Annotated in this window: 20 protein-coding genes and 1 tRNA gene; 9 read left to right on the top strand and 12 right to left on the bottom strand. The window is 49.5% G+C overall.

The genetic code is table 11. The features are described from left to right. Nucleotides 1-71: 71 nt before the first annotated feature. The 3 genes from ligA to B7991_RS03085 are packed head-to-tail and all read right to left on the bottom strand — an operon-like array spanning nt 72 to nt 3978. Nucleotides 72-2294 (bottom strand): NAD-dependent DNA ligase LigA, encoded by a 2223-nt coding sequence (gene ligA / locus B7991_RS03075; protein WP_097019802.1) that lies wholly within the window; start codon nt 2292-2294, stop codon nt 72-74. Nucleotides 2295-2338: 44 nt separating this feature from the next. Continuing rightward, complete coding sequence (locus tag B7991_RS03080) at nt 2339-2902, bottom strand: manganese efflux pump MntP family protein (protein ID WP_088629544.1); 564 nt, start codon at nt 2900-2902, stop codon at nt 2339-2341. A 20-nt stretch (nt 2903-2922) separates the two neighbouring features. Next, a complete protein-coding gene (locus B7991_RS03085; protein ID WP_141099832.1) occupies nt 2923-3978 on the bottom strand; it encodes a hypothetical protein in 1056 nt (351 codons plus the stop codon). A 90-nt stretch (nt 3979-4068) separates the two neighbouring features. Between B7991_RS03085 and B7991_RS03090 the strand changes: the two genes are divergently transcribed. Further along, nucleotides 4069-5022, top strand: coding sequence for a hypothetical protein (locus B7991_RS03090; RefSeq protein ID WP_141099833.1), 954 nt, complete (start codon nt 4069-4071; stop codon nt 5020-5022). Then, nucleotides 5019-5462 (top strand): hypothetical protein, encoded by a 444-nt coding sequence (locus B7991_RS03095; RefSeq protein WP_088629547.1) that lies wholly within the window; start codon nt 5019-5021, stop codon nt 5460-5462. The genes B7991_RS03090 and B7991_RS03095 overlap by 4 nt, the downstream gene beginning before the upstream one ends. Here the strand turns inward: B7991_RS03095 and B7991_RS03100 are convergent. The 4 genes from B7991_RS03100 to B7991_RS03115 all read right to left on the bottom strand — a co-directional run bounded on the left by B7991_RS03100 (nt 5459) and on the right by B7991_RS03115 (nt 13184). After that, complete coding sequence (locus B7991_RS03100) at nt 5459-7168, bottom strand: bifunctional diguanylate cyclase/phosphodiesterase (protein WP_088629548.1); 1710 nt, start codon at nt 7166-7168, stop codon at nt 5459-5461. The genes B7991_RS03095 and B7991_RS03100 overlap by 4 nt on opposite strands. A 140-nt stretch (nt 7169-7308) precedes the next feature. Continuing rightward, nucleotides 7309-8556, bottom strand: a complete 1248-nt coding sequence (locus B7991_RS03105) for a nucleoside recognition domain-containing protein (RefSeq protein ID WP_073424398.1) — start codon at nt 8554-8556, stop codon at nt 7309-7311. 159 nt (nt 8557-8715) lie between these two features. Continuing rightward, complete coding sequence (yfcE, locus tag B7991_RS03110; protein WP_088629549.1) at nt 8716-9366, bottom strand: phosphodiesterase; 651 nt, start codon at nt 9364-9366, stop codon at nt 8716-8718. An 8-nt stretch (nt 9367-9374) separates the two neighbouring features. Then, nucleotides 9375-13184, bottom strand: a complete 3810-nt coding sequence (locus tag B7991_RS03115; RefSeq protein WP_088629550.1) for a transglutaminase domain-containing protein — start codon at nt 13182-13184, stop codon at nt 9375-9377. A 196-nt stretch (nt 13185-13380) separates the two neighbouring features. On the opposite strand from B7991_RS03115, the gene B7991_RS03120 reads away from it, so the two are divergent. Together B7991_RS03120 and gap are read left to right on the top strand one after the other, a co-directional pair. After that, nucleotides 13381-15042: a fibrobacter succinogenes major paralogous domain-containing protein gene (locus tag B7991_RS03120; protein WP_088629551.1), complete on the top strand. Its 1662-nt coding sequence runs from the start codon at nt 13381-13383 to the stop codon at nt 15040-15042. Nucleotides 15043-15387: 345 nt separating this feature from the next. Beyond that, the gene (gene gap, locus B7991_RS03130; RefSeq protein ID WP_088629553.1) at nt 15388-16389 is read left to right on the top strand and encodes a type I glyceraldehyde-3-phosphate dehydrogenase; all 1002 of its coding nucleotides are present in this window, start codon (nt 15388-15390) and stop codon (nt 16387-16389) included. A gap of 235 nt (nt 16390-16624) precedes the next feature. Here the strand turns inward: gap and B7991_RS03135 are convergent, their stop codons facing one another. After that, nucleotides 16625-17407, bottom strand: coding sequence for a hypothetical protein (locus B7991_RS03135; RefSeq protein ID WP_088629554.1), 783 nt, complete (start codon nt 17405-17407; stop codon nt 16625-16627). Between the two features lie 13 nt (nt 17408-17420). Next, on the bottom strand, nt 17421-18431 hold the full coding sequence (locus tag B7991_RS03140) for a hypothetical protein (RefSeq protein ID WP_088629555.1): 1011 nt from the start codon (nt 18429-18431) through the stop codon (nt 17421-17423). Between the two features lie 128 nt (nt 18432-18559). Here B7991_RS03140 and B7991_RS03145 point away from each other — a divergent pair. From B7991_RS03145 to B7991_RS03165, 5 genes are all read left to right on the top strand, one after another. Next, nucleotides 18560-18632 (top strand) — tRNA-Lys (locus B7991_RS03145). Between the two features lie 73 nt (nt 18633-18705). After that, nucleotides 18706-19647, top strand: coding sequence for a hypothetical protein (locus tag B7991_RS03150; RefSeq protein WP_088629556.1), 942 nt, complete (start codon nt 18706-18708; stop codon nt 19645-19647). 8 nt (nt 19648-19655) lie between these two features. Then, nucleotides 19656-20774, top strand: coding sequence for a DegT/DnrJ/EryC1/StrS aminotransferase family protein (locus B7991_RS03155; RefSeq protein WP_088629557.1), 1119 nt, complete (start codon nt 19656-19658; stop codon nt 20772-20774). Continuing rightward, complete coding sequence (locus B7991_RS03160) at nt 20764-22050, top strand: O-antigen translocase (protein WP_235002796.1); 1287 nt, start codon at nt 20764-20766, stop codon at nt 22048-22050. Before B7991_RS03155 ends, B7991_RS03160 begins: the two co-directional genes overlap by 11 nt. Further along, the gene (locus tag B7991_RS03165) at nt 22047-22919 is read left to right on the top strand and encodes a glycosyltransferase family 2 protein (protein ID WP_088629558.1); all 873 of its coding nucleotides are present in this window, start codon (nt 22047-22049) and stop codon (nt 22917-22919) included. Before B7991_RS03160 ends, B7991_RS03165 begins: the two co-directional genes overlap by 4 nt. 19 nt (nt 22920-22938) lie before the next feature. Here B7991_RS03165 and B7991_RS03170 read toward each other — a convergent pair whose 3' ends face one another. The 3 genes from B7991_RS03170 to B7991_RS03180 are packed head-to-tail and all read right to left on the bottom strand — an operon-like array spanning nt 22939 to nt 25495. Then, nucleotides 22939-24018: a hypothetical protein gene (locus tag B7991_RS03170; RefSeq protein ID WP_088629559.1), complete on the bottom strand. Its 1080-nt coding sequence runs from the start codon at nt 24016-24018 to the stop codon at nt 22939-22941. After that, nucleotides 24015-24980, bottom strand: coding sequence for a glycosyltransferase (locus B7991_RS03175; protein WP_088629560.1), 966 nt, complete (start codon nt 24978-24980; stop codon nt 24015-24017). Before B7991_RS03175 ends, B7991_RS03170 begins: the two co-directional genes overlap by 4 nt. Then, the gene (locus B7991_RS03180) at nt 24980-25495 is read right to left on the bottom strand and encodes a hypothetical protein (RefSeq protein WP_088629561.1); all 516 of its coding nucleotides are present in this window, start codon (nt 25493-25495) and stop codon (nt 24980-24982) included. Before B7991_RS03180 ends, B7991_RS03175 begins: the two co-directional genes overlap by 1 nt. Nucleotides 25496-25518: the final 23 nt, after the last annotated feature.

Genomic DNA, 25518 nt, shown 5'->3' on the forward strand with positions numbered 1-25518 from the left:
TCCTTCGGGACGCCTTTCTTATATGTCATGCCGGACCCCGTTCCGGCATCACCTTCTTGTATTGCGAAAAACTATAGATCCAGCGACATTTGATCTTCAGCGGGCTTTGTTGCGCTGCTCGCATCAGCGGGTGTGGCATCTTCGTTCGCGCTCTCGCTGGCATTCGCGATCTGAGCCATAAGCCATGCTTCGTCGTGTACGGGAATTCCGAGCTCGTTTGCCTTGGTGAGCTTGGAACCTGCCGCTTCGCCTGCCAAAACCCAACTCGTCTTTTTACTGACGGAACCGGAAACCTTGCCGCCATTCTCTTCGATGAGTTTGCGCGCTTCATCGCGGTCCATGTTCGGGAGCGTTCCCGTGATGACCGCCGTTTGCCCTTGGAACAATGTTTTGACAACGCCCTTGAATTCCGTCGGGAGTCCGAGCGCTACGAGTTCATCAATTTCATTGGTATAAAGCGGCGTGTGGAAAAATTCGTAAACGGATTTTCCGATGCGTTCACCGACGTCAGTCACGTTTTGCAATTCTTCGACCGTAGCTGTGCGGATTTTTTCGAGCGTGCGGAAATGCTTTGCGATGTTACGGGCACTGGTGCGGCCGACAAAGCGGATGCCGAGACCGTGCAACAGATTTTCGAGACTGCGCTGTTTTGATGCTTGGATGGCGTCAAAGACGTTTTTCGCACTCTTCTTCGCCATGCGTTCCTGCGATTCCAGGTCTTCGAGCGTAAGTCGGTAAAGGTCTGGAATGCGCTTGATTTTGCCAGTGGCGAGGAGGCTTGCGATAAGCGCCGGGCCGAGATTTTCGATGTTCATCGCTTCACGGCTCACGAAATGCTCGAACAGACATTGCACTTGTGCTTGGCAGTGCATGTTTTCGCAGCGTAAAATCACTTCGCCGTCGATGTGTGTCAGTTGCTCGCCGCATACAGGGCATTTTTCGGGAGCCACAACGGGGGAGGCCCCGGCGGGGCGCAGCTCGCGCTTGACGTCGGTGATTTTCGGGATAATCTCGCCACCCTTCTCTACGCCGACTGTGTCGCCGTAGTGCAAGTCAAGCCTTGCCACTTCGTCGAAGTTGTGGAGGGTGGCGCGCTTCACGGTCGTGCCGGCGAGGCGCACGGGTGCGAGATTGGCTACAGGCGTCACGGCACCGGTGCGGCCGACCTGGAATTCTACAGACAAAAGCGGCGTGTAAGCGCGTTCCGCCTTAAACTTGTAAGCGATGGCCCAGCGCGGGCTCTTGCTCGTGCTGCCGAGTTCTCGCTGCTGTTGCAAATCGTTCAGCTTCACGACCATGCCGTCAATGTCGAACGGGAGGCTGTCGCGGCTCGCACCAATCTTCTCAGAAATCGCCATGATTTCATCGACCGTATTGGCGGTCCAATAATCGTTCGTATGGAAACCGAGACGCTTGAGCTGCTTCAAGTTCTCTTCGTGAGTCTTGTTGTTGCTCTGCGGAATGTGGTATGCAAAAAAGCGCATCGGGCGCGTCTTGCATTCGGCAACGCTCTTGAGCTTGAGCGAGCCCGAAACCGTATTGCGGCAGTTCTGGAAAGTCTTCTTGTTTTCCAAGATGAACTGCTCGTTCAAGCGTTCAAAAGCCTCGCGTTCCATGTAGACTTCACCACGGACTTCGAACGTCCCCTGCGGAATCTCGCTCGGGTCAATCTTCAATTTCTTCGCGTCAAAATATTCAGGAATATCTGTAATCGTGAGCGCATTCAATGTCACGTCATCGCCCTGAGCGCCGTCGCCACGCGTCGCCGCCTGCTTCAGACGACCATTCTCGTAAACCACCGAAAGGCTAACCCCGTCGATCTTCCTCTCGCAAATCCACGTCGCTTTCTTGTCATTCCCGGCGCCTGTCCTCGCTTGACGGGGATGACCGGGAATCTCCCTTTCATCCTGAGCGCTGCCTTTCTCGTCATCCTGAGCGCGAATGCGCGAAGGATCCAGTGAAGTCTCGAGACTCGCGATTCCTTCTTCCGCAGCCTTCACAAACTCGCGCATTTCTTCTTCGCTGTACACGTTTGCGATGCTGAGCATCGGCACCGCATGTGCCACCTTCGCAAAATCATTCGTGAGGTCGCTACCGACCTTCTGCGTGAGCGAACCCTTCCCGCGTAGTTCCGGATACTTCGCTTCGAGAGCTTCCATCTCCTTGAGCCCAAAGTCAAAATCCTGGTCGCTCATGGGGGAGACCCCGTCCTTGTAATAAAGACGGCTAGCTTCTTCCAGTTGTTTCTTTAACTCAAAATAGCGGGTACGGTCGATTTCTTTCTGCTCACTCATGGAATGCAATATAGAAAGAGTTTGTGGTGGTCGCACCGAAGGCGCTACACAAACATCTTCACGCCAATGGCAATCAAGATAATCCCGGCGATAAATTCCGGAATCTTGGTCTGGAAACGCTTTGCCGTATGGCGTCCAATCTCAAAACCGATGACGCCCATAGCAAAGCTTGCAAAAGCAATGGCCGAGGTTGCTAAATACATGTTCACATTTACGAATGCAAAAGAAATTCCGACCGCAAAGGCATCGATGCTTGTCGCAATCGACAATAGCAGAATATTGGTTATGGATAAGTTCTTTGCTGCGATTTGCTCACCTTCTTCTTCGCCGGCGTCTCCTCGAACTGCACCCCAAATCATGCGGATTCCCAAAATGCTAAGAATCGCACAGGCAATCGGAGTGCCCACCGCATTGAACCAACGCTCGGCAAAACTGCCCAAGAAATACCCGAGAAGCGTCATGCCTCCCTGAAAAACGCCAAAACTTAGGGCTTGTAAAAATGCCCTGCTGTAACGGATGCTTGACTTGGCTAGTCCCGTAGAAACGGAAACCGCAAAACAGTCCATGGCTTCTACAATGGCGATGACAATGATTTCGATGAGAGTCATTTGTTAAAATGATTGAAATGTTATTTACTGAATTTGTAGCGACCTAAAAGATCAAAATATGTGGCCTTCGGCGAAATCTTTGGTGCTGGGCGCTGCTTGCGAATAGCGGTGGTGTATTCTTCCGGGACAATCATAAAGTATTCTTTGTAGTTGGGGCTCGTAACTTGCACCATATTGTACATTATGGAATAGCCTTTATCGTTTTTTGTGAATTCTAGCTGTGCTCGAATTTCTCCCTCGTCGTCATATTCGGTGCATTTGGAGTCATCTTGCGGGTCTATGACTGTGATGGATTTATATGTGTTTGTCTCGCCCGATTTGTATGTCGATGTGGTTTGGACAACGAGGGTGTCGTTGCTGAAGAATGTTTTTTCTACGGATACTTTGCCTGTACTTGGTTTAATGAAAGTTCTTTCTGCATAATTATCAAGAATCTTTATGATTTCTTGATTTGTCTCTGTTTGTGTAATTATTAGAGTGTCGTTGACCGTTTCTCTTGATATTTTTGCTGATGCACCGTTGTGTAAAAGAGTTAAAGTTCCTTTTTCCCAGTTAAAGGCATAAATGTATCCTGGTGTAGTCGCTTTTTGATGATACTTGAAAATTGTGTCGATGACTCCGTTCTTATAGATGTATTTTTCATCGATTTCGTAAGTCAATTCATTTTGATGTGTGGAATCCAGATAGGGCCTGTTGTTTGAGGCGAAGTAATTGTAAGCATTAATCTCGAACCAAGCCTTGGTGCAAGAATTTGCTGATGCATGAATGGCCAAAAAAGCTAGACAGAGTAGGATTTTTTTCATTTGATTCTCCTGATGTAAAAAATAAAAAAATATATTGTATGTGGAGAGACGCGAACGTTGAACAACAAAGTCGTTACTATAGTTTTTATTGGGTTGTGCTTGTTGCTCCTGCTTTCGGTAGGGGGCTCGTTTTGGGATGGTTCTATCGACCTTCTTTTGCACAATGGCGGTAACTGGAAATTCCCTAAGGCTTTGTTCATATTCTGGATCGGCATGTCGCAGGCTGGGGTCTTGCTCTCGGCTTTTTTGCTTGTCATGAAGGTGAAAATTCACCGGCGCACATCGCTTTTGTTAGAACTTGGTTCTCTTTGCAGCCTGGCCGTTGCGGTCGTTCTACCGCTGCTTTATTCTCGTTCAATCCAAATGAATAGTGATATTCATAGTGACGTTTACAGCATTGGCATTGTCGGCTTTATTTCGCTTTTGTTCTTTGTGACGCATCTTGTGGCTGCCGATTCTGCTGAAGACATGACGCTCTGCAAGGAACTGGCTAAAATCCGCCGCCCGCTGGCATGGATTATCCTCCCGACGGTGTTTTGGGTCGTCTCGGAATTTGCGTTGGATTTCGCTTGTCACGAAAATTCTGTTTGGCAGGGAGCGTTCTTCCCGCTGTACGTGGTTGCAATTGTCTTTTATATGGGGCTAGCAAGTTCAATTGCTCTCCTTTCGTTTGAAAACTATTACAACCGGTTAATTGAACGGTTCCTCCTGCTGTGCAGCTGGTTCATGTCGCTGCTTTTCCTTTGGCTTCTCCTTGTCAAAGGCGAGGGGAGCGTTTTGGCTTTTGTATTTGCCTGCGCTGTTCCGCAGTTGCTGTTCATTGCTGCGGTGCGCGAAAGCTTGTGGGGACGTGTGCTGGTGGTGGCTAGCATCTTTTTTGGCGTGATGCTCAAGTGCGACTTTGTTGTAAATCTCGACGATTTTCATTTCTTCTTGAATGCCACATTTGCAAATGTCAGTCTTATGTTTGCGTGCGGAACTTTGTTCGTGGCTCTTTTCTTTGGGGTGCGTCTATTCCTTTCAAGATTCTTTGAAAATGACGAAATCCTGATCGGCGAAGAGAGCGATAGCTCGGATGGCGAAGTTCCTGAAGCTGTTGAACGTAATTATTACTCGCCATTTTCGGCTCCGGAATTCAAGGTGGTGCGCTTGCCTGTGCTGTGTGGCGTACTCGCGGCTGTCGCTTATGGCTATTTCACTGCAGACTGGGTCAATCTTGCGGGGCCGTTTGGCGCGTACGTAAGTTGCCTCTTGGTCTGCTTGCAACCTTTTGTGCATCTAGGGTTTTCCAGAAAGCGTAGGGGAGGCGGTAAATGAGCGTCTTTGCAAATGCCGTGGCTTGCCTCTTGTGCCTGATCTTTGTGGCGTTTCTCTGGAAAATGAAGGGAATGCTCCGCATTACGCTTGTCATGTTTTTGATTGTCATGACGAGTTGCCTTTACACGGCTTTTGCGGGGAACCTGGCCATACCGACTTTGGAAAATTATCCTTTCCGCATGGTGGCTCTGACGTTCTGTGTATTTACGACGGGACTTCGCGAAAACCGCAGGCGCTTTATGGTGCTTGCTCAGACGTTCTGGCTCTGGGTAGAACTTGTCGGGAATGTTTCGCTTTACCAAGTGGGCGAAGAAGCGCCGTGGATCCGCTTGGCCGCTATTGCCGAGATAGCTCTTGGGTGTAGCTTTATGGCTCGAATTTCAAAGGAAATCGAGTTCGGGCTCATCGTTTTATGGATGGCTGTCTGGATGTTCTTTTAGTGAGTGTCTTCTAGAGGTTGATTCTGATAAGCGGCTTTGTTTGAAAGCCTCTTTTCAAAGTCTTCTCTAGTCAGGGGCTTATCGAAAATGAATCCCTGGATGATGGAGCATTTGGCGTTCTGCAAAAAGTCCAATTGCTTGGTATTTTCGACGCCTTCGGCAACGACTTCAAGATTGAGTTCGTTGATCATGTTGACCATGTTCTTGATGACAACTTCGTCGTGGTGCGTTTCGTCGCCGATATGGTCAAGGAGCGACTTGTCAAGCTTGATGACATTGACGTTCAAGTCCTTGATGGCGGCAAATGTGGAGTAGCCTGTACCAAAGTCGTCAATAGAAACAGAAATGCCGTGCTGGCGCAGCCCGTTCACGAACTTCTGCATGGCAACTTTGTCTTCAAAGTTCGATGTTTCGGTAAGCTCAATTTCAATGAACTTGCTGTCTATCCTGAACTCCTTCATGATGTTGAGGATATCTTCCGTCAGGTGCGGGTTGCTCAAATGGTGTCTAGAGAAATTGGACGAAACGCGGACCGGTTCAATGCCTGCATTTAACCAGGAACGGATGTCTTCGCAAACCTTGCGGAAAACGTAGAAGTCGAGCTTGCAGATCGAAGTTTCTTTTTCGAGAATGGGCAAAAATTCGCCAGGAGGAATAATCTCGCCATTGCGGTTCCAGCGCACAAGAGCTTCACAGCCGCAAAGCTTTTGGTCTTTGACGGATACTTTGGGCTGGTAATAGACAATGAACTCTTTGCGGTTCAGCGCTTCGCGGAAAAGCGAAGAAATCTCTTTTTCGTGGTAGGCATCCTCGAGCATCTTTTGGGTGAAGTAAACGACATCGTTTCCGGGGTGGCGTCTAGCTTCGTTCAGCGCGACAGAACTGCAGTGCATGATTTCGTTCATGGAGTCCTGGGGCTGGATATCGTAAACACCGATGCGGCTCTGGATGGTCAGCGGAATGGACGGCCCTTGTGGAACGGGAACATTTACGTTCATTGAAGACAATGCCTTGACGAACATGTCCCTGTTTTCTTTTTTCACAAGTACAAAGAAGTTGTCGCCACCGAGTCTTGCGATCATTTCGTCATCGCGGCACATCGCCATGACTACATGTGTAAAGGTGGTAATGCCCATGTCGCCCACAGCAGGGGACTTGGACTGGTTGATGTACTTGTAGTTTTTAAGGTTGATGAATAGACCGGCGAAATTGTGTAGCTTGTTCTTAGCCTTGAGTTCGATACTGTGGTGGACGAGCTTAGCTGTATTCGGGGTACCCGTCATCGTATCAGTTTGGCTTGCATAGTGGACGGCGCTCATGAGGCGTGAACGGCCAAGAATGATGAACATGTCATCGCAAATGAGCTTTACGGCCTGGAGTTCGGGATTTGTAAACTTACGGCCCTTCTTGGCTCGTATTTCGATAGTGGCCATGCCGTTTTCACCCGTTCTGTAGGTCTGGATGAGGGGCATGGATTCGTACCCGCTTTGGTCTTCGTAAATAATTCTTTCTTCGTTTAAACCGTTTCGTGCAATGATGGAGCTTGGGGCAATGAGTTTAAGTTTGATAAAGCCTATGTTTAAAATATTACATATAGGAGGAATGGCCGCGCTGATTCGTTTGCTCATCGCTGCCATATCAGGAATATTATCTAAAATCGCATCCCTAAAATCTTTATAAACACTACTGAAAATGACGTAGTCCATTTTCGCCCCTTAAAGTCCACACATTATACACCAATTAAGTGTTCTAAATGTAAATAAAAATTTTTAGAAAGGTTAAAAAATATTTAATATATCACAATATTTTTATTCCATTTTAGAACTACACTTGCCTTGCTCCCAGCCTAGTGAATCGGTGGGAAGAATATGTAGGCGATGATGATGGCGGCGATGACTCCGACTGCATCTGCAATGAGGGCGCAGGTGACGGCGTGGCGTGTCTTTTTAACGCCAACGGAACCGAAATACACGGCGATGATGTAGAATGTCGTGTCGGCTGCTCCCTGGAACATGCAACTGAGGCGACCTGCAAAACTGTCCGGGCCAAGGTTCTTCATGGCGTCGATCATCATGCCGCGAGCACCGCTACCGCTAAGGGGCTTCATGAGGGCGGTGGGGAGGGCGGGGACAACGTCGTTACCGACACCGATAAGACCGAGCAATGCCGAGATGCCGTTCATCACGAGGTCCATTGCACCGCTTGCGCGGAACACGGCGACACCCACGAGAATCGCGACAAGATTCGGGATGATCATCACGGCGGTGTTGAACCCTTCCTTGGCGCCTTCGACGAATGCTTCGTATGCCTGGACTTTCTTGTAGCAGGCGAGGCCGAGAAATGCAACGATGACTCCGAATAGCACAAGACCGCTAATGAAAAGGCTCGTAGTGCCGAGAGCTTCGGCGGTGAGATGGCTAAAGTAGAACATCACGGCGATAACGCAGGCGCTAATGCCGCCAAGCCACATCACGGTTACTGGGTCTTTGAGCTTGATTTTCTGGAAAAAGCTGAGTGCGAAAATGCCTGCGATAGTGCTGAAGAATGTCGAGAGCAGGAGCGGGAGGAACACGTCACTCGGGTTTGCGGCGCCGAGCTGTGCACGGTAAGTCATTATGCTGACAGGAATTAGCGTAAGTCCGCTCGCGTTCAAGACGAGGAACATGATTTGCGAATCGCTCGCGACGGTCTTGTCGTCGTTCGGGTTTAAGTCCTGTAGCTGTTTCATGGCCTTGAGGCCCATCGGGGTTGCCGCATTGTCGAGACCGAGCATGTTCGCGCTGATGTTCATGAGCATGGTGCCCACGACCGGATGGCCCTTTGGAATTTCAGGGAAGAGTCTCGAGAAGAGCGGCTGTACAATTTTCGCCAAAATCTGGACGGCGCCTGCTTTTTCCCCAATTTTAAGGATGCCGAGCCACAAGCTCAAAATGCCCGTGAGGCCAAGAGCGATTTCGAATGCCGTTTTGGACATGTCGAAAGCGCCGAGAATAGCCTTGTTAAAAATGCCGGTATCGCCGAAAGCAAGCCACTGGACGATGCATGCGATAAATGCACCGAAGAAAAACACGAGCCAAATTACATTTAAAACCATGGCTCAAATGTAAGAAAAAAATAGCAGGTTGATTGTCATGCCCGCCTCCGAGCGGGCATCCCCTTTGTCACCCCGGACTAGTTCTCTTTGACCACTTAGAGCTTTAGCTCTTACGTGGTCATGATCCGCGTATGGGGACGGGGTCGCCATCTTGTATAGCTATATGCTCACTGCCTTAATTTCCTTGCCATCTTCCAGCGTGTGGATGCTGAACTTGGCGTGGGCTGGCTCGCCATCTTTGGCGGGCGTACTTTCGTACAGCCCGAATGTCGGCGGGTTCCCGCCTTTCGGGAGGCTCGTCGAGCCGGGATTCACGAGAAGCACATTGCGGAAGTTCTTTTCGAGCTTCCAGATGTGCGTGTGGCCGTACAGATACACATCAATTTGCGGCTTTTGCGGAGCATCGGCTTGAGACTGCGCCGTGGATTGCGCCGCTCCCGTAGATTCGATGGCGTTTAGCGCATCTCTCGGGAAACATTCCGGCATAAAGATGTGCCCATGGCTCATGAACAAGTGGAAACCGCAATCTTCAACGACCTTGTATTCGTTTTCGATAGGGAAGTCGAGCATCATCAAATCGACATCGGCATCGCAGTTGCCGCGAACGGCGACAATTCTGTCTTTGTACGGCGCAAGCGCTTCGACGACTTGCATGGGACCATGCCCTGCCGGGAGCGGGTTTCGCGGACCGTGATAGAGCGTATCGCCCAACAAGAAAATCTTGTCGCAGTTGAACTTTTCAAAGAACGAGAGTGCCTGCCTTGCTGCCAAGGCTGAACCATGAATATCGGAAAGAATTAATGCGCGCATTGTTATTCCTATTTCACCGTAATCATCGGGCTCGTTTCGCTCAAGAGGTAGTTCCATTCTTCGCGAATCTTGTCGTATTCGCTTGGATCGGCGTAGAGAGCAAACGTGGTCCACTTGATGCCGCTAGAAGTCTTGGACTTCGGCTGCTTTTCGAAGCTCACGTAATCCGGGGCGCGGTTAAGCGGCTTTGCTTCGGTGAGCGATACCGAGTGCCCACTAGCCGTCTTGATGTTGAGCTTGAAGCTGAACTGCGTTTCGTGCGGCATGCGGATGGGGTGGTGGCGCTTTGCAACCTTCGGGAGCTTGAAGAGGCTACGTTCCCAGACGTTCGGGAAACGTCCCTTGAGTTCGGAACCGCCCTGACCAAAGTAACCCTTGGAAAGATACGTGTTCACGATGATGAGTGGCTTGTTGAACTGGTCGAGATTCTGGATGCGGATGTTGCCGATGCTCACGTCCGGCACGCCTGCGGCGAGGAACTGTTCCAAGAGCTTTTCCTGATCCTTGACGTCGCGGCCAAAGAACTTGTTACGGATGGCACTGGCGAACTTGCCCTGAAGCTGCACGGAATCGCGGAATTCGCATTCGCCGTTAGCGCCGATGAACAAGTCGTGCTGAATAGCAATCTGGTGTTCCTGATTGTCTTCGAGAATCGGCGTTGTCACCACGTGGCTCTGGTCGCCGTCAATTACGAGGGCAACTTTGCCTTCCATGTCGAGCGGAACCGGGCGATCGTTGCCCGTCTTGTCGGTCGCATCAACCCAGCGTTCGCTAATCTTCCCTTGCTTCGGGATGTAGAGGATCATGTGGTTGAACTGCTGGATGGTCGGCAAGTGCGAGAAACCTTCTTCTGTGAGGTGGATGGCCGTGAGGTAGCTCTTCACGCCAATCGCTTCGAGCATGTCCTTGAGCAAAAGTGCCATGTCCTTGCAGTCGCCGCGGTGTTCCTTGAGAGTCACTTCTGCGGTCTGCGGAATCAGGCTGTGGCCGCCGAATCGCACATCGCGGTAGCGGATGTCTTGACGGACAAAGTTGATAATGGCCTTGACGGCTTCATCGCCAATCTTGTTGCCGCGTACTTCAAAAGCTTGTTCGCGAACCTTAACGGCCTTCTTGAACTGGTGGCTGATGAGGTTCTGGTAATCGTCACCAACGTCGCGCCATTCCTGCTTACCTGTGAGCATGAGGCCTGCGCCGAAGTCGCGGTACACCGGCATATAAAGTTCCTTGCGGACAATGACCGGGTTTTCAATCTTCCATTCAATGCCGCCCTTGATGGCGGTCTTTTCGAGCGGACCGTATTCTTCGGTGACGAAGCGAGTCGTGTCAGCGTAAATGCGGAACACGGATTCTCCGACCGGCACATCGCGGCTGCTTTCGTAGTTCGTGTACGGAATCATGCCCTTGTTTTCAAGATTCGTGCGGCTGAACTGCATGTAGATAAAGTCACCTGGAGCAAGTTCCGAAAGCGGGAAGTGGGCGGTCTGGCTTTCGTTACCACCGCCAATTTCAGTCGCGTATGTAATATAGGCTCCGTTGAGTGTTGCCTTCTGCTTGAGTTTCCAGTTGCTGTCGTAAACTTCGAGCGCGTTCAAGAAAATGCGGTCGTAGCCCGGCAAGAAGTCGAACGTGAATTCGCGATAAATGGCGGCACCGCGCTGGTCCAGAACTTCGAGGAGCATTTCTTCGCTACGGACCCAGTTGGCGTTCTTTTCTGCCTTGAGAGATTCCTTCTGGTAATGGATTACGGCAGGGAAGTCACCTTCCGTGGCTGTCTTCTTGGCTTGCGGGCGGAGGAGAGTCTTCAAGTCTGCGACACGTTCTTCAACGGGCGTAATTGGCTTTTGGAGCGTGCGGTTGTCTGCCTTGCCGAGGTAAGCCTTCGTGGCGGAGAGGAAACTCTTGGCATCTTCGTTATCCGGCTTGAGGGCGAGGGCCTTGGTAAGTGCCTTTTCGGCATCGCGGTAATTGCGGCTGTAGAACAAAATCTTGCCGTGCATCGTCCATACTTTATAATCATTCTTGGCCTTGGCGAGCGTTTCGTCGCTGATAGCGCGGGCTTCTTCGTAGCGTCCGAGGAACATGAGGGCATCCATGAGCGTTTCGCCAAGTTCCTTGCTCATGCCAAAGCGACCGCGAATGCCGTACAAGATATCGACGGCTTCGGCGTACTGGTCAAGTCCCATGTATGTCTTTGCGAGGTAAACGCCAAGGCGGGAACTCGGCTGCGTATCGAAAAGTCTCTGCACCACAATGAGGGACTGGTGGCGCTGTCCCAAGCCCCAGAGGGCATCGCTCAAGTTGATGACGTATTCCGGATTGTTTGGGGTGTAGCGGAGGGCCGCTTCGGCGCATTCGCGGGCGTGACCGTAGTCGAACAAAGCTTCGTACATTTCGCCGAGAATGGAGAGCAATTTGCCGTTCTTGCGAACAAGATCCATCTGGCTTGTGAAATAGCTGATGCCTGGACCGTAAAGTTCCTTCATCTGGTACACAAAACCACAGTTAATTAAATATAGTGGTTCTTCCGGGTCCATCTTGTTGGCGCGTTCAAAGTAGCTGAGGGCGACAAACGGCTGGTCTTCGAGCAAACGGAGGATGCCGACCTGGCTCATGACAGCTGCGTTGAACTTGTTCTGCTTCTTTTGGGCTTCTGCATCGCTTGCCATTTTGGGCTTTTCGCCGACCTTGAGGCCGCTAATCGCGTTCTTCATGACGGATGCGTATTTCTTCTTGTTGATGCCCTGCGTCCAGGTGGCGATCAAGATGCCGCGTCCATTGTCGTAGAAATATCTACCTGTATAATAGAAGTCAAATTTATTGACGACGTGGGTGAGCGTGAATTCCTGGGCGTAGCGGTCGCCGACCTTGACTCGCTGGACTTCAAAGCTAGCCTCGTTCATGGAAAGTCCAAGACGGCTTAAGAGCACCTTGAACATATCTTGTTGCCCGACTTCGTCGCCCGGGACAATTGCTCCGTACACAAAAAGCGAAATGTCTTCTTTCTTGTTGCTGAGCACCAAGTCCGGGTCTTCGTTCTGGCGGGCGACACCCGTCCAGTTGTGCCAAAGCGTATCGCTTGTGCTCCAGGAATAGCCGAGGTCTGCGCTGGCGTGCTGCATGATGCGTTCGGCAGAAAGTTCCGAGACTTCTTCTTTCACGACGTCTTTCAGCTTGAACGTTGCAAAGAAGTCTTTCCATTCTTGCTTGAGGGCGCCTGCGGGGAGCTGCGTGTCCGTTGCGGCAAGCGTGAGCGTGAAGGTGCGGTTTCCGGCGCCAATCACGAGACCGACGGCTTCGTAGGGCGTGTCGTAGCGTTTGCCGGCCACATCAAAGAATGCACCGGTGGTGCCAAAAGCTTCTTCCGGGTAAGTTTCGGCGAGTGTTGCCTTCTTGCCGCTCGATTCGAACGACTGCATTTCGATTTGAGCGCGGTCCATGAGGCGGAGCGGTTCACCTTCGGGGAGGGTGACTTCCACGAGGACGGCGCGGCGTCCAGTCTTCGGATTATAAAATTCGTAGGGGGCGTTGTCTTCGCCACCGATGATTGTCCATCCGTTGTCTGGCGCGGTAAACGTATAACCGCTCGTTTCGATGGTGCCGCCGGTGGCCCTGGGCGTAACCGTTTCTTCGGAAGAGTAATCGATGTCGGAGGATTCCTCGTTGTACGAATTATCTTCTGCGGAACCCGAAACTTCCGTTGCGGGGGAGGTGTTTACATCGGGGGTGTTACCCGCGCAAGAAATCAGGAAAAAAAGCCCGAATGCCACTGTCAGGCGGGCAAGCAAATTCTCTTTTTTTACAAACGAATAACGCATAATAATCTCGGGATAAATTGTTTAACACCCTAATTTTAGAAAAATAGGATACGCCTAAAGTAGTGTCTTGCGATACAAACAAGAATAATCTGATTATCCTTTCCTAATGTTTACAAAAGCGATGCGTGGATGAAAAAAAATATTTTCAAAGAGTTGCTTAAATTGGGTTCAAAGATTTTTTCTATTTTGAATACAAATGAAAAATGTATTTTGGATTCTCACTTCTCTTGTCTTGTTCGTCGCTTGTGGCGATGATCGTTCGTCTTCACCTAAAATTTCCGAGCTGCCTAGCGAAGTGGCCGATATGGACGAACTTAAAAAGTTCGAATGCGGCGATGACTTCATCGGCGAAAAGGTCTATGTGAAAGACCTCAAAGCGGACTACGAATGCGATGGCGACCATTGGTTTGAAACCATCAATACGGGCAAGTCAAGTAGTTCATCCAAGAAAAACGGCGATGCCGGAACGGAGTCTGGCATGACATCTAGCAGCGCGAAGTCCAGCAGTTCCGCGAAGTCCTCGTCCAGCGTCACATCATCATCGTCATCCTGTAGCGAAGCTGTAAAATTTAGCAGTTCTGCCGATGCTTCCAGCTCATCTGACGCTCAGTCAAGTTTCGGCAAAAATTTGCAAGTGCCTGCTTGCAGATCTAGCGACGAAGACGACAACTGTGAATACGGTTTGCTTACCGACGACCGTGACGGCAAAACATACAAAACCGTAAAAATCGGTGAACAGGAATGGATGGCCGAGAACCTCAAATACGAGGCTGAAGATAGTTTCTGTTACGAAGACAAAAAGGATAGATGCAAATCTGGTGGGGTGCTCTACACTTGGAAATCCGCATCGATTGCCTGCCCCTCCGGTTGGCATCTCCCGACAATGGCTGAGTTCGAAACGCTGATTGCGTCCGTAGACGGCGGGTCCAAAGAATCGAACCGCGCTAGCAAAAATCTCTTGGACGGCGAAACTGACGACTATGGATTTTCGGCTACGGGCAGCGGATTTAGGTGGGTCGATGGAACATACGGCTTATTTAGCGGTTCTGCGTTTTTTTGGACTTCTACGGAAAATGACGAAAATAATTCTTTCTGCCTAAAATTGGACGAGCCAAACAGCATAAATGGTAAGGCGTATCTTTTTATAACCGATAAGGGGATGGGACGTTATGTTCGCTGCCTCAAGGGAAAATCGACCAAGTTGGACGCGGCAACCGAGTCTGCTTATTCTGGTTCTTATGGCTCCCTTACCGACGAGCGTGATGGTCAGACTTACAAAACCGTGAAAATCGGAAGCCAAACCTGGATGGCTGAAAACCTCAATCTGGAAACAAAAAATAGCATTTGCTACGGTGGTTCCTCCGAAAACTGCGAAAAATACGGACGCTTATACGATTGGAGCATCGCAATGGACATCGATGGCATTTGGGGCGAAAACATCAGGTCTTGTATTGATTTAAGTATTGAATTAAGCGACTGCTCACCGATATACCCGGTGCGCGGAGTATGCCCTGAAGGCTGGCATCTACCTTCCTATGCAGAGTTCGAAACTCTTATCGAGGTTACCGGTTCAAGAACAACCGCAGGTCGAAAGCTAAAATCTACAACTGACTGGTTTGGCAATGGTAACGGCACGGATGCATACGGCTTCAGAGCCCTTCCGGCGGGCTACGGCGGATCCTCCGCCGATTCCCTCAACAACCAAGGCTTCAGCGCTAATTTTTGGAGTTCTACATTAAAGAAATATTTTAAATACGCTCATCATTTATACATCACATTTTCCGATGACGATGTTGGGTTGAACACTATCGAAATGAACAGAAAGCTCTCCGTCCGCTGTATAAAGAATGACGAATAGCGGTTTAGCCGGGGCGTTACGGGGCGGCGAGCCCCGTAGTAGGGGTGGTGGAAGACCCATCGAAAGCCTGCTTGCAAAGCGAACAATTCCGCAGCCGAAGGCGAGGACCTGTTCGCGTGCAATGCAGGCTGAGGTGGGACTGCAAACAGGGGAAGGCTTCCCCCTCCAAACCTCATATGGCGGTCTTAGCCCGTTTGGACGGATTCTGCCCCCTAAAACAGCCCCCAAATCTCTTTTTTTTCGATTATTACTACACAAAAACTTTGATTTTTTGTATCTTTCCAGCCAGCAAAGCTCCACCGTGTAGGTGGGTAGCAATTTCAACAATAAAAAAAGGATCCAATAATGGCTCTCAAACTCGGTATTAATGGTTTCGGTCGTATCGGCCGTATGGTGTTCCGCGCTGCTGTGGAAAACTTCGCAAATGACATCCAGGTTGTCGGTATCAACGACCTCCTCGACGCTGACTACCTCGCATACATGCTGAAGTACGACTCCGTCCACGGTGCTTTCAACCACGACATCAAGGTCGAAGGCAACTTCCTCATCGTCGACGGCAACAAGATCCAGATCTTCGCTGAAAAGGATCCGACCAACATCACTTGGGGCGCTCTTGACGTAGACGTCGTTGTTGAATCCACTGGCTTCTTCCTCACCGAAGAACTCGCTTCTGCTCACCTCAAGGCTGGTGCCAAGAAGGTCATCATGTCTGCTCCGTCCAAGGATGCAACTCCGATGTTCGTCTATGGTGTTAACCACAAGACCTACGCTGGTCAGAAGATCATCTCCAACGCTTCCTGCACCACCAACTGCCTCGCTCCGATCTCCAAGGTTCTCGACGAAAAGTTCGGCATCGTCCGTGGCCTCATGACCACCGTTCACGCTGCAACTGCTACTCAGAAGACCGTTGACGGCCCGTCCAAGAAGGACTGGCGCGGTGGCCGTGGCATCCTCGAAAACATCATCCCGTCTTCTACGGGTGCTGCAAAGGCTGTTGGTAAGGTTCTCCCGCAGCTCAATGGCAAGCTCACTGGTATGTCTATGCGCGTTCCGACTTCTGACGTGTCCGTTGTTGACCTCACTGTCGAACTCAAGAAGGCTTGCACTTACGAAGAAATCTGCGCTGCTATGAAGGAAGCTTCTGAAGGCGAACTCAAGGGCATCCTCGGTTACACCGACGAAGCTGTTGTTTCTACCGACTTCCGTAACTGCCCGAAGACCTCCATCTTCGACGCTAAGGCCGGTATCCAGCTTGACCCGACCTTCGTTAAGGTTGTTTCCTGGTACGATAACGAATGGGGCTACAGCAACAAGGTTTGCGAAATGGCCCGCGTGATCGCCAAGTAAGATTTCTGAATAGTGTTAGTGGTGTGGGCGTAACGCTCAAAGCAAATTGATTCCCACACCTCCGCTAGAAACCTTTCAAAGACCCTGCCACTCGGCGGGGTTCTTTTTTTTTGTATGTAATGATGGCTTTTGATGCTGATTTTTGAAATTTGGTGTGTTTTTACGTGAAAAAATGAAAAAAGAATATATTTATCACGTAAATTAGGACTTTTTTGAAATTTCGGGATTTTTCTGCTTATTTTGCAGTCACTTCTTTCAGAAAGTCCGCTTTGAGCTTGGAGAGGAGTGTTGCTGCTTTGCGCTTTTCTTTGCGCTGTTTGCGGTTGCGGAGTAGCGTCAGAATGACGCTTGGATGGTGGAGTGCAAATGGCACGGATGCTTCTGCACCAAATGCTTTAGACAAGACGATTGCTGTTGACTTGAGGTCGCGCACTCCCATAAGACCGCGAGCCTTTTCAGAGCTTGCGTTACTCACAACTGTCTCGGCTTCTTCGTTTGTTGCTTGTGCAACCAAATACGGCACGGAGAACATCTTGCCGCCGGCGTGCATCATGCGGAGCGTAAAGTCTGCAAGCCTTGCGTATTCCGGAAGCGTTGTGTCAAAGCCTCCGGTGCGCTGGATGATGCGCCGAGAAAATACGGCGAGGAACGGGTGCGGGGCCGCCACATAGCGCAGTGGAGCGTTCTCGTCGATTTCTACAAAGCCGGAACCTTTAGCGGCAGGCTTTAATAAATAACCGCCTAAAAATTTTCCTTTGTCTGTACGGATTCTTGGAGCGAAAGCATCGACCATCGGGAAAGAGTCTGTAACCTCGGCAACGTTGTTCAGAAAGTTGCGGTTAATCTTGATGCTTGGGTGCGCAAAAATAACCCATTCCCCTTCAATCTCGTCGAGATGCTTGTTCCAGTTGCTTGTGAAAAACCAGCCGAGTTCTGGATCTGTGAATGGCGGTTGGGGGAGCTTGCCTTGTGCTTCGTCGTAGTTTTCGTCAAAAACAAAAACATCGAACTGCCGCATGGTGTATCTCTTTTTAGAATTCTACGCGAAGACCAATTCTGTGTTCGTAGCCCAAGCTTTCGGGCAGAACGGAGAATGCGTAGTCAAAGGCGAATAAACTAGAATTGTAGCCAAGGCCGAGGCTGAACAGGCGGGCCTCGTTTGTTTCGTCAGGTCTGCTAGACGATGATGCCAATTCCTTGAAGTCTCGGGAGAGATCGAGCCATGTACGTGTAAAACCAGCACGAATGCGGAAGTATTCGCCAAGTGCGTATTCGGCACCGAGGTTCAAATCCGGTTCGGCGTAACGAGGAAAGTCTGCTTCTCCAAACAAGGTCAAGCGCGGTACGCTGCGGGGCTTAAAGAAGCCGCCAAAGGCGAACGTCTGCGATAGCGGATAGTCATCAGAGCCGTTCTTGACGTAACTGCGGAGCATGGCGCCAAAGTCTCTTGCGACAAATGAAAAACCGTAGTTCTTGGTGTCGGACATCCATGTCAAGCCCCAGTCAAAAGCTGCAGCCATGGCGGTCTGGTCGCCTGTATCGCCAGTCAGTTTGTCCGAAACAAATTTAAGGGTCGCACCAAAGCGGATGTGCTTCATCGGGAATGCGACTGTTGCGGTTACAAGCTGGCTAAACGGTTTGTATTCGCTGCCATTTTCTTCGCCGTATTCATCGTAGCCTGTAATTGAGCCGTACGAAATCCAGTTGTATGAAAACTGCAGGATAAACTTTTTGTACTGCGTTGTGTACGAGAGTGTTCCCTGGTTGTCTGCGAATTCACCTGTTTGCCAGTGGGCTTCGGCAACGCGCTTTTTGCCATCGGCAATGAGTACTGCAGCTGGGTTCAACTGTACAATGGACGGGTCCGTGGTCGGAAGTGCTGCTGCCGATTTTTCAAGGGCTGCATTGCGCGGACTGTCAAAAGTCGATAGGAATGAAAAAACTTCTTGCCCTGCATCGTGCTTAGAAAAGTAGCCAAGTTCCGCTGCCGGACATGCGATGGCGAGAGCCGCTATTGCTGATAGTTTTTTCAGTAAATCCATGGTGTAAATTTATAAAAAATCGAGAGAAAGTTTTAAGATTAGGGCGCTGTATATGCGAAATTTTTTATTTATTGAGCATTCCTATACCTTTACAATACAAAAATGTTTTTATATATTTGCTCCTGCTCGGGCTACTAGCTCAGTTGGTAGAGCAACGCCCTTTTAAGGCGTGGGTCGAAGGTTCGAGCCCTTCGTAGCTCAGTAATCGGTTCCGTTTAACGGAGCCGATTTTTTTTATATTGAATAAAAACGTTTTTGAAACATGGAATGTCCTATGGCCTGGATTGAAATTGATGCTTGTAAATATGCAGAACACTTTGCGAACCCCCTTGCTTGCTATTTGCGCTCTGATTTCAATTTGTTGAATGCCTCCAAGGTCGATGCGGTCCGTTTTTTTGCTTTTGACCATGACGGTTTTCGATTGGGGTTTGCCGTGGGTGAACGCGGATCGCTGTGGCTTTCTCCTTATTCGGCGCCTTTTGGAGGCTTTGCCTGTGCCAAGGGCGTGACGATTGATGAAATTGACGAAGCCATTGGGGCCTTGCCTGCATTTGTCTCGTCCGCTCAGAAAAAGTTGCACATCACGTTTGCTCCTGTATTCTATAGCCAGACGTACCTCACGAAATGCGTTTCGGCGATGTTGCGTTTTGGATTCAAGCTCTTGTATGCCGATTTGAATTACGCTTTTGATTTTACGGACTCGAAGCCGTATGAAAAACGTCTTTGGAATATGGCGAAGCGTAATTTGAAGCAGGCCGCCAAGTTGCCTTATGAACTTCGCGAAGAGACAACTCGTGAAGGTGTTGCGACTTGCTATGACGTTATCCGGCAGAATCGTGAGTATAAGGGCTATCCGCTCAAGATGTCGCTTGAAGCGTTTGCGGCGACTGCTGCTGTTGTGACAATCCAGTATTTTGTCCTTTATTTGGAGAGTAAGCCCGTGGCTGCGGCGATCGTCTACCGAGTCTCTCCGCAAATTTGCCAGTTGATCTATTGGGGCGATGCGCCTGGTTTTGAATCTTCGCGACCGATGAACATGCTTGCGCTAAAGATGTTTGAACTGTTCAAGGCGATGGGCGTAGACTATCTCGACATTGGGCCTTCGAGCGAGGATGGAATTCCCAATGCGGGGCTTTGTGCGTTTAAGGAAAGTGTCGGCTGCACGGGTGACCTAAAGTACACGTTTGAATTCGACGGAACCGTTGAAAATCGCTAGGGGGTATTATGGCTAAAGTTCCTTTTCTCGACCTTAAAAGTCTTAATGCTCCGTACATGGATGTCTTGAAAAATGCGGCGTGTTCCGTTGTTGAATCGGGCTGGTATATTCGTGGGCATTTTTGTGAACGCTTTGAACAGGCGTTTGCTGAATATTGCGGTGTGAAGTACGCCGTAGGCGTGGGGAACGGTCTTGATGCCTTGACTCTTATTTTGCGGGCTTCCATGGAATTGGGGCGCCTGCATGAAGGCGATGAAATTTTAGTGCCTTCGAATACGTTTATTGCGACGGTTCTTGCTGTTAGTGCTGTTGGGCTTAAGCCTGTGCTTGTGGAGCCTTCTGTAAATACGTACGATATGGATCCGAAGCAGCTTGAAAAAGCATGCGGTGCACGAACCCGCGCCATTCTTGCTGTGCATTTGTACGGGCGCCTTTGTGATATGGATGATATTTGTGAGTTTGCCAATACGCATGATTTGCTCCTGTTCGAAGACAGCGCCCAGGCTCATGGTGCTCGTATGAGCGATGGTCGCTGTGCGGGCTCGTTTGGTTCGGCGGCTGGTTTCAGTTTTTATCCGACAAAGAATCTGGGGGCGCTTGGCGATGCGGGCATGGTCCTCACGAATGATGCCGATATTGCAAACATGGTGCGCGCTCTCGGAAATTACGGTTCCGAACGTAAGTATGTGAATAAATTCAAGGGCGTGAATTCCCGCTTGGACGAGATGCAGGCATCGTTGTTGCTTGCAAAGCTTCCGCACCTGGACGAATCGAATGAACGCCGCCGTGAAATTGCGGTCCGTTATTGTTCAGAGATCAAGAACTCGAAAGTCATTTTGCCCGAGATTCCTGCAACGCCTTCGGAACATGTTTATCATGTGTTCGTGATCCGCCTCAAGAGCGAAGAATCCCGCAATGAACTCCAGAATTTCTTGAGTGCATGTGGCATCGAGACGCTTATTCATTATCCGATTCCTCCGCATGAACAAGAGGCGTATGCGCACGAGTTTAACGGCGAGTATCCGATTGCCGAAACCTTGGCAAAGACGGTCCTCAGCATTCCCATGAGTCCTGTGATGACCGATGAAGAAGTCTCCGAAGTGATTGGGGCGATTAATGAGTTCTAATTCTGTGAATTTCTGGAAAGCGTTTATGGGTTCGGGAATGGTGACGATCCTGAATGCATTGCGTGTTTTTGTCGTGAACAAGCTTTTGGCCGTGTTCCTTCCGCCAGCGGCTTTTGCATGCGTCGGGCAGTTCATGAATTTCATGACGATAGGGCAGGCGACTTCTTCTCTGGCGCTCCAGAATGGCTGGGTAAGCCTCTCGGCGCAGAATAAAAGCAATTTGGAACAGTTGCGCGGTGTGTGGCGTGGCGGTTTTCGCCTGACAACTTTTGCGAGTATTGCGACATTTGCCATTGCTCTTGTCCTTTGCTTTATGCTCCCGCTTGAAAAATTTTTCCCGGGCATTCATCCGCGTCTTGTGCAGGCGGCTGTTATCTTTGCTTTGCCGGGCGTTTTTGCGACAAATATCATTACGATTACAGCTTCGGTGATGAACGGGCTTGGGCATTACCACCGTTGGGCGCTCATCAACATGGTGTCTTCGCTGTGGCAAATGTTCTGGGTCGCTTTCTTTCTTTATTCAGAACGTTTGAGTGTCCTTTCGATTGTTGCAACGCAGTCCGTTGTTGCTGGCATTTTTGCAGCGCAAATTGCATCCCGAGCTGGGTTTAGCTTAAGTGAAATCCGCAAGTCTGCGCTTGATATCCGTGCTCCGTGGGTTTCTTATGCGTTGATGGGTATTGTCCCGATGGTGCTTTCGCCTGTGGTGTTGACGTTCATGCGAATGACCATTGGCGAGAATTTGGGATGGGATGCGGCTGGCATTTGGCAGGGCATCTGGAAAATTTCGGATTTTTTGACGGCGTTTTTCTCGGCGATTCTTGGCGTGATTATCTTGCCGAAGGTCTCTGCGAAAATGGTTAAATCGGAGTTCTGGAACATGTTCCGCCCGATTCTTTTGAAGTCGATGGCGCTTGCGCTTGTGGCGGTTTTGATTCTCTATTTTGGCCGTTCGCTTTTTGTCGCGCTGATGCTTTCTTCGGCGTACGCAGGCGCTGCCGACTATATGCCTATGCAGTTGCTGGGTGATTTTTTCCGTGTGGGCGGATGGGCTCTTGGGCTTGTGCTGATTGCCCGCCGTGAAACAAAAAAATTCCTGATTCTGGAAATTTGTTCTGAACTAGTCCTAGCGAGTGCCACCGTTGCTTTTGTTAAGCTCTATGAATTTAACGGCCCGATGATGGCGTATGCACTCGAAAACTTTTTGACGCTTGTCGCCTCGTTTATTCTTGTCGGTTGTTTGGATTGGGCTAAAACGGAAGGGTCCAAAAAATGACTCCAAAAGTTTCTGTAATCTTGCCGAGCTATAATCACGAGCCGTATGTCGAATCGGCTGTCCGTTCTGTGATGGAACAGACGGGTATTGATTTTGAGTTAATCGTCATTGATGATGGCAGCAAGGATCGTTCTCCCGAAATTTTAAAACGACTTTCTGAAGAACTCGGGTTTATGTTTATCCATCGCCCGAATAAAGGTGTTGTCGCCACACTGAATGAGGCGCTTTTGCTTGCTCGTGGGTTGTATGTCTGTTCGTTCTCGTCAGATGATATTATGCCGCCGGACAGGCTTAAGAACCAGAGTGATTTCTTGGATGCTCATCCAGAAGCGGTCGCTTGTTTTGGGCAAGTCATGCCATTATTCGAAGATGGCAAATTGGGTGAAATGGATGTGCGCTATTTGCGAAGTGTACCGCAAGTGACTTTCAAGGAATCGTTCCTTGGGCAAAAGGCTTTGCATGGTTGCGCAGAAATGTTTGTGCGCGAGAAGATTTTAGCCATTGGCGGTTACGACAATCGTTATTATTTTGAAGATTATCCGCTTTACCTTAAAATTCTAGACCATTACGGTCCGCAGCCTGTTTCAAAAGATTTTGTATGCTGCTATTACCGCGAACATGGCGATAATTTGCATGTCAATCATGACCGTATTTATGGAGAAATCCTACGTTTGCTTGCCGAAAACTACAGTTCGCATCCGTTGTATAAAAAGGCTGTGCGAGCCTGGAAATCAAATTGGTTCTCGGCTGTTGCTGCGCAGAGTAAATTGAAGGCGCTTCGCTTGATTCCGAGAGTGATTTCGCTTTCCCCACGTTTTTGGTTCAGGCTTCCAAAACTTTTTATTCCGCGAAAATTATTGAAGTACTAGAAATTTTTTGCCGTAGATTCTATGCTTTAATATCTTCTACAATCTCGTACGGCACATGCCCAAGCAGTGCTGCGTATTTCGGGAAATTCGACGGATACGTCTTGTATTTGCGATTGCGGTAGAGCTTTGCTTTCGTAGCTTTTGAAATGAGGAAAAATTCCGTGAATGCTTTCAGGTAATCTGTGGCGTTCTTGGAACTGTTGAAATCGATGTGGATGCTCTTGCCCTTGACCGTCACGACATTCGGCATGTTTTCAACAGCCGCAAGGAACGTCGGACTATCCGCTGTTACAAGTATTTTACTTGTTTCATTGACGAGAGGGGGATGCCCGCTCACCGGCGGGCATGACAATGTTGCATCCGATCTGTCATGCCCCACTTGATGGGGCATCTCCTTCCTTAATACATTAATCGCTGCGCTCATCAGCTTGCGCTTGCCGTTCTCAGGCAATTCCTTGAACGTGAATTCCTTGAAATCCCCAAGCTTGTTCTGGAAGCGGAACGAAATCGCGGTATAGCTTTCACCTAGCAATTCGCTGTAATGCGAAAGCTCTTGTTCTAAAATTGGCGAGGGCTTGAATAGTTCGTTAAAGTATTTTGAAAAATCTTCGCCGACTGTATCCACGCACGAATAGAGATGGAACTGCTTGTGTTTTGAATCAATCTGGCGTTCTAGCGCGGAATCATTGTTGAAATCTTCGCGGTATAGCAGCACGGGCTTGGCAACTTCACAATTGCGGCTAATTTCTTTTTCTCCAATAACCCAATTTACGTTGTTCGGTTGCAATATTTCTTGAAGTTCAAACGGCGATGTGTGATAAATCTTGAAATCGAGATTGTGCTCTTTCGCGAATTTATATGCACTTGTCATTCCGCGCAAGCGATCCGTGAGTCCGCCGTGCATCCATTTGCCGTCGGCCATGAATATGAGCGTCTGGCGGCTGTCGCCATCGTCGCAATTCTCGCTATAATTTTCGTAGCCGTCGCGTAAATGCCTTAACTTGATTCCTCGCTCAATCAAATGGTCGTGAACGCGATCCTCTCCGAGAATGCGCTTTGCCATGCGGATTGCAATTTCTTTAGGTGTTAAAGGAATCACGAAAGACCTTTCTTCAAAAGCTTGAGAAACAAAAAGCGGGGGAGGTACGAAATCAAAATGGCCATGCGGTTGCGCATGCGGATGCTCATGTCAAAGAATGTGCCAAAGCGGTATTTGCGAATTTGCTTGAGCGCTCTTTGACGGCATTCGGCGAATTCTTCGGTGTCCTGCGTGCGCATCAGAATGCTGAAACTCGCGCTCACGAGCATGCTACGGGCGGCCTTGTAAAGCGCCTTCGACTTTGGCTTCATCGCTTCAAAAACGTTTTCGGCAATGTCGAGCAAAAGGACGATCTTTTTACGGTCTATCTGCGTGGCAAGTTCGCTTCCGGCGCGCTTGCGGTATAAGTACAATTTTGATTTTGTAATGGCGACCTTATTGGCGGCTAACAAAATTTCAGGAATGACGGCGAAATCTTCGTAGATCGTTCCGGCTGGGAAAAACTTGTTTTTCCAGAGACTTGATTTGTACAGCTTGTTCCATGCGGAATAGTCAGGAACTCTGTCTTGGTATAGCGCAATTCTTGCGGCTTCTTCTGCGGTGAGCAATTTGGAAACGGCTATGTTTGGCGTGTTTCCGTCGGCGACATAATTCTCGTCGATGTTTTGGCTCTTACAGCATGCAATGTCTGCCTGGTGCAATTGTGCGATGAAAAAGAGCGTCTCAAGATAGTTTGGGGTAACGCAGTCATCGCTATCGATAAACGTGACGTATTCGCCACGCATAATCTTGAGCCCGGTATTGCGGGCTTCGGATGGTCCCTTGTTCGGTTGTCCGATGAGCCTAAAGCGTGTGTCCGAAGAGGCGTAACTGGCAGCGATTCTTGCTCCGCCGTCGGTAGATCCGTCATCGATGATGATCGCTTCAAAATCCGTAAAAGTCTGCGCAACGAGACTGTCGAGGCAATCCTTGATGTATGCCTCGGTGTTGTACATGGGGATGATGACGCTTATGGCTGGCATTATTTGCCTTCGCCCTCTTTTGTGATGCCTTGAATCACTTCGACCCAGCCGGCACGAACAAATGCTCCTGCCTGCACAAGATCGTTTTGCGCCTTCTCGTAAGCCTTGAGAATGTTGTTGTATTCAGATACGTCGCGGACCATCTTTACGTCGTGGTGGAGCTTCTTTTCGAGCATGTCCTGCTTCCACTGGGCGACATCGGCAAGGCACTTGCAAGAGGTGTCAAAGTTGTCTAAATAAGCTGGCACGGTGTCGAGAAACGTCTTTTCGTACGGCTTAGCTTTCTTCTTGGCTTCTTTGACGAGAGCTTTTTGCGAAACCACGTTCTTGCGCAACTCGTCCATGAGCCTTACGATACGGACAAAATCCACCTGCGGCCAAATAAGGCTGAACGGCCACATCTTTTTCCAGTGGAATTTGAAAATGGATTCGTGCGCGGTATTCTTGGCGCGCATCATTTCCTTGAGGTTGTTGTAGATAATCTGGGACGGTAATTTGGAAAAATCTTCGCTCATACGAGAAGAATATAAAAAATAGG

This window comes from Fibrobacter sp. UWB3 (assembly GCF_002210405.1).
Taxonomy (GTDB): Bacteria; Fibrobacterota; Fibrobacteria; order Fibrobacterales; family Fibrobacteraceae; genus Fibrobacter.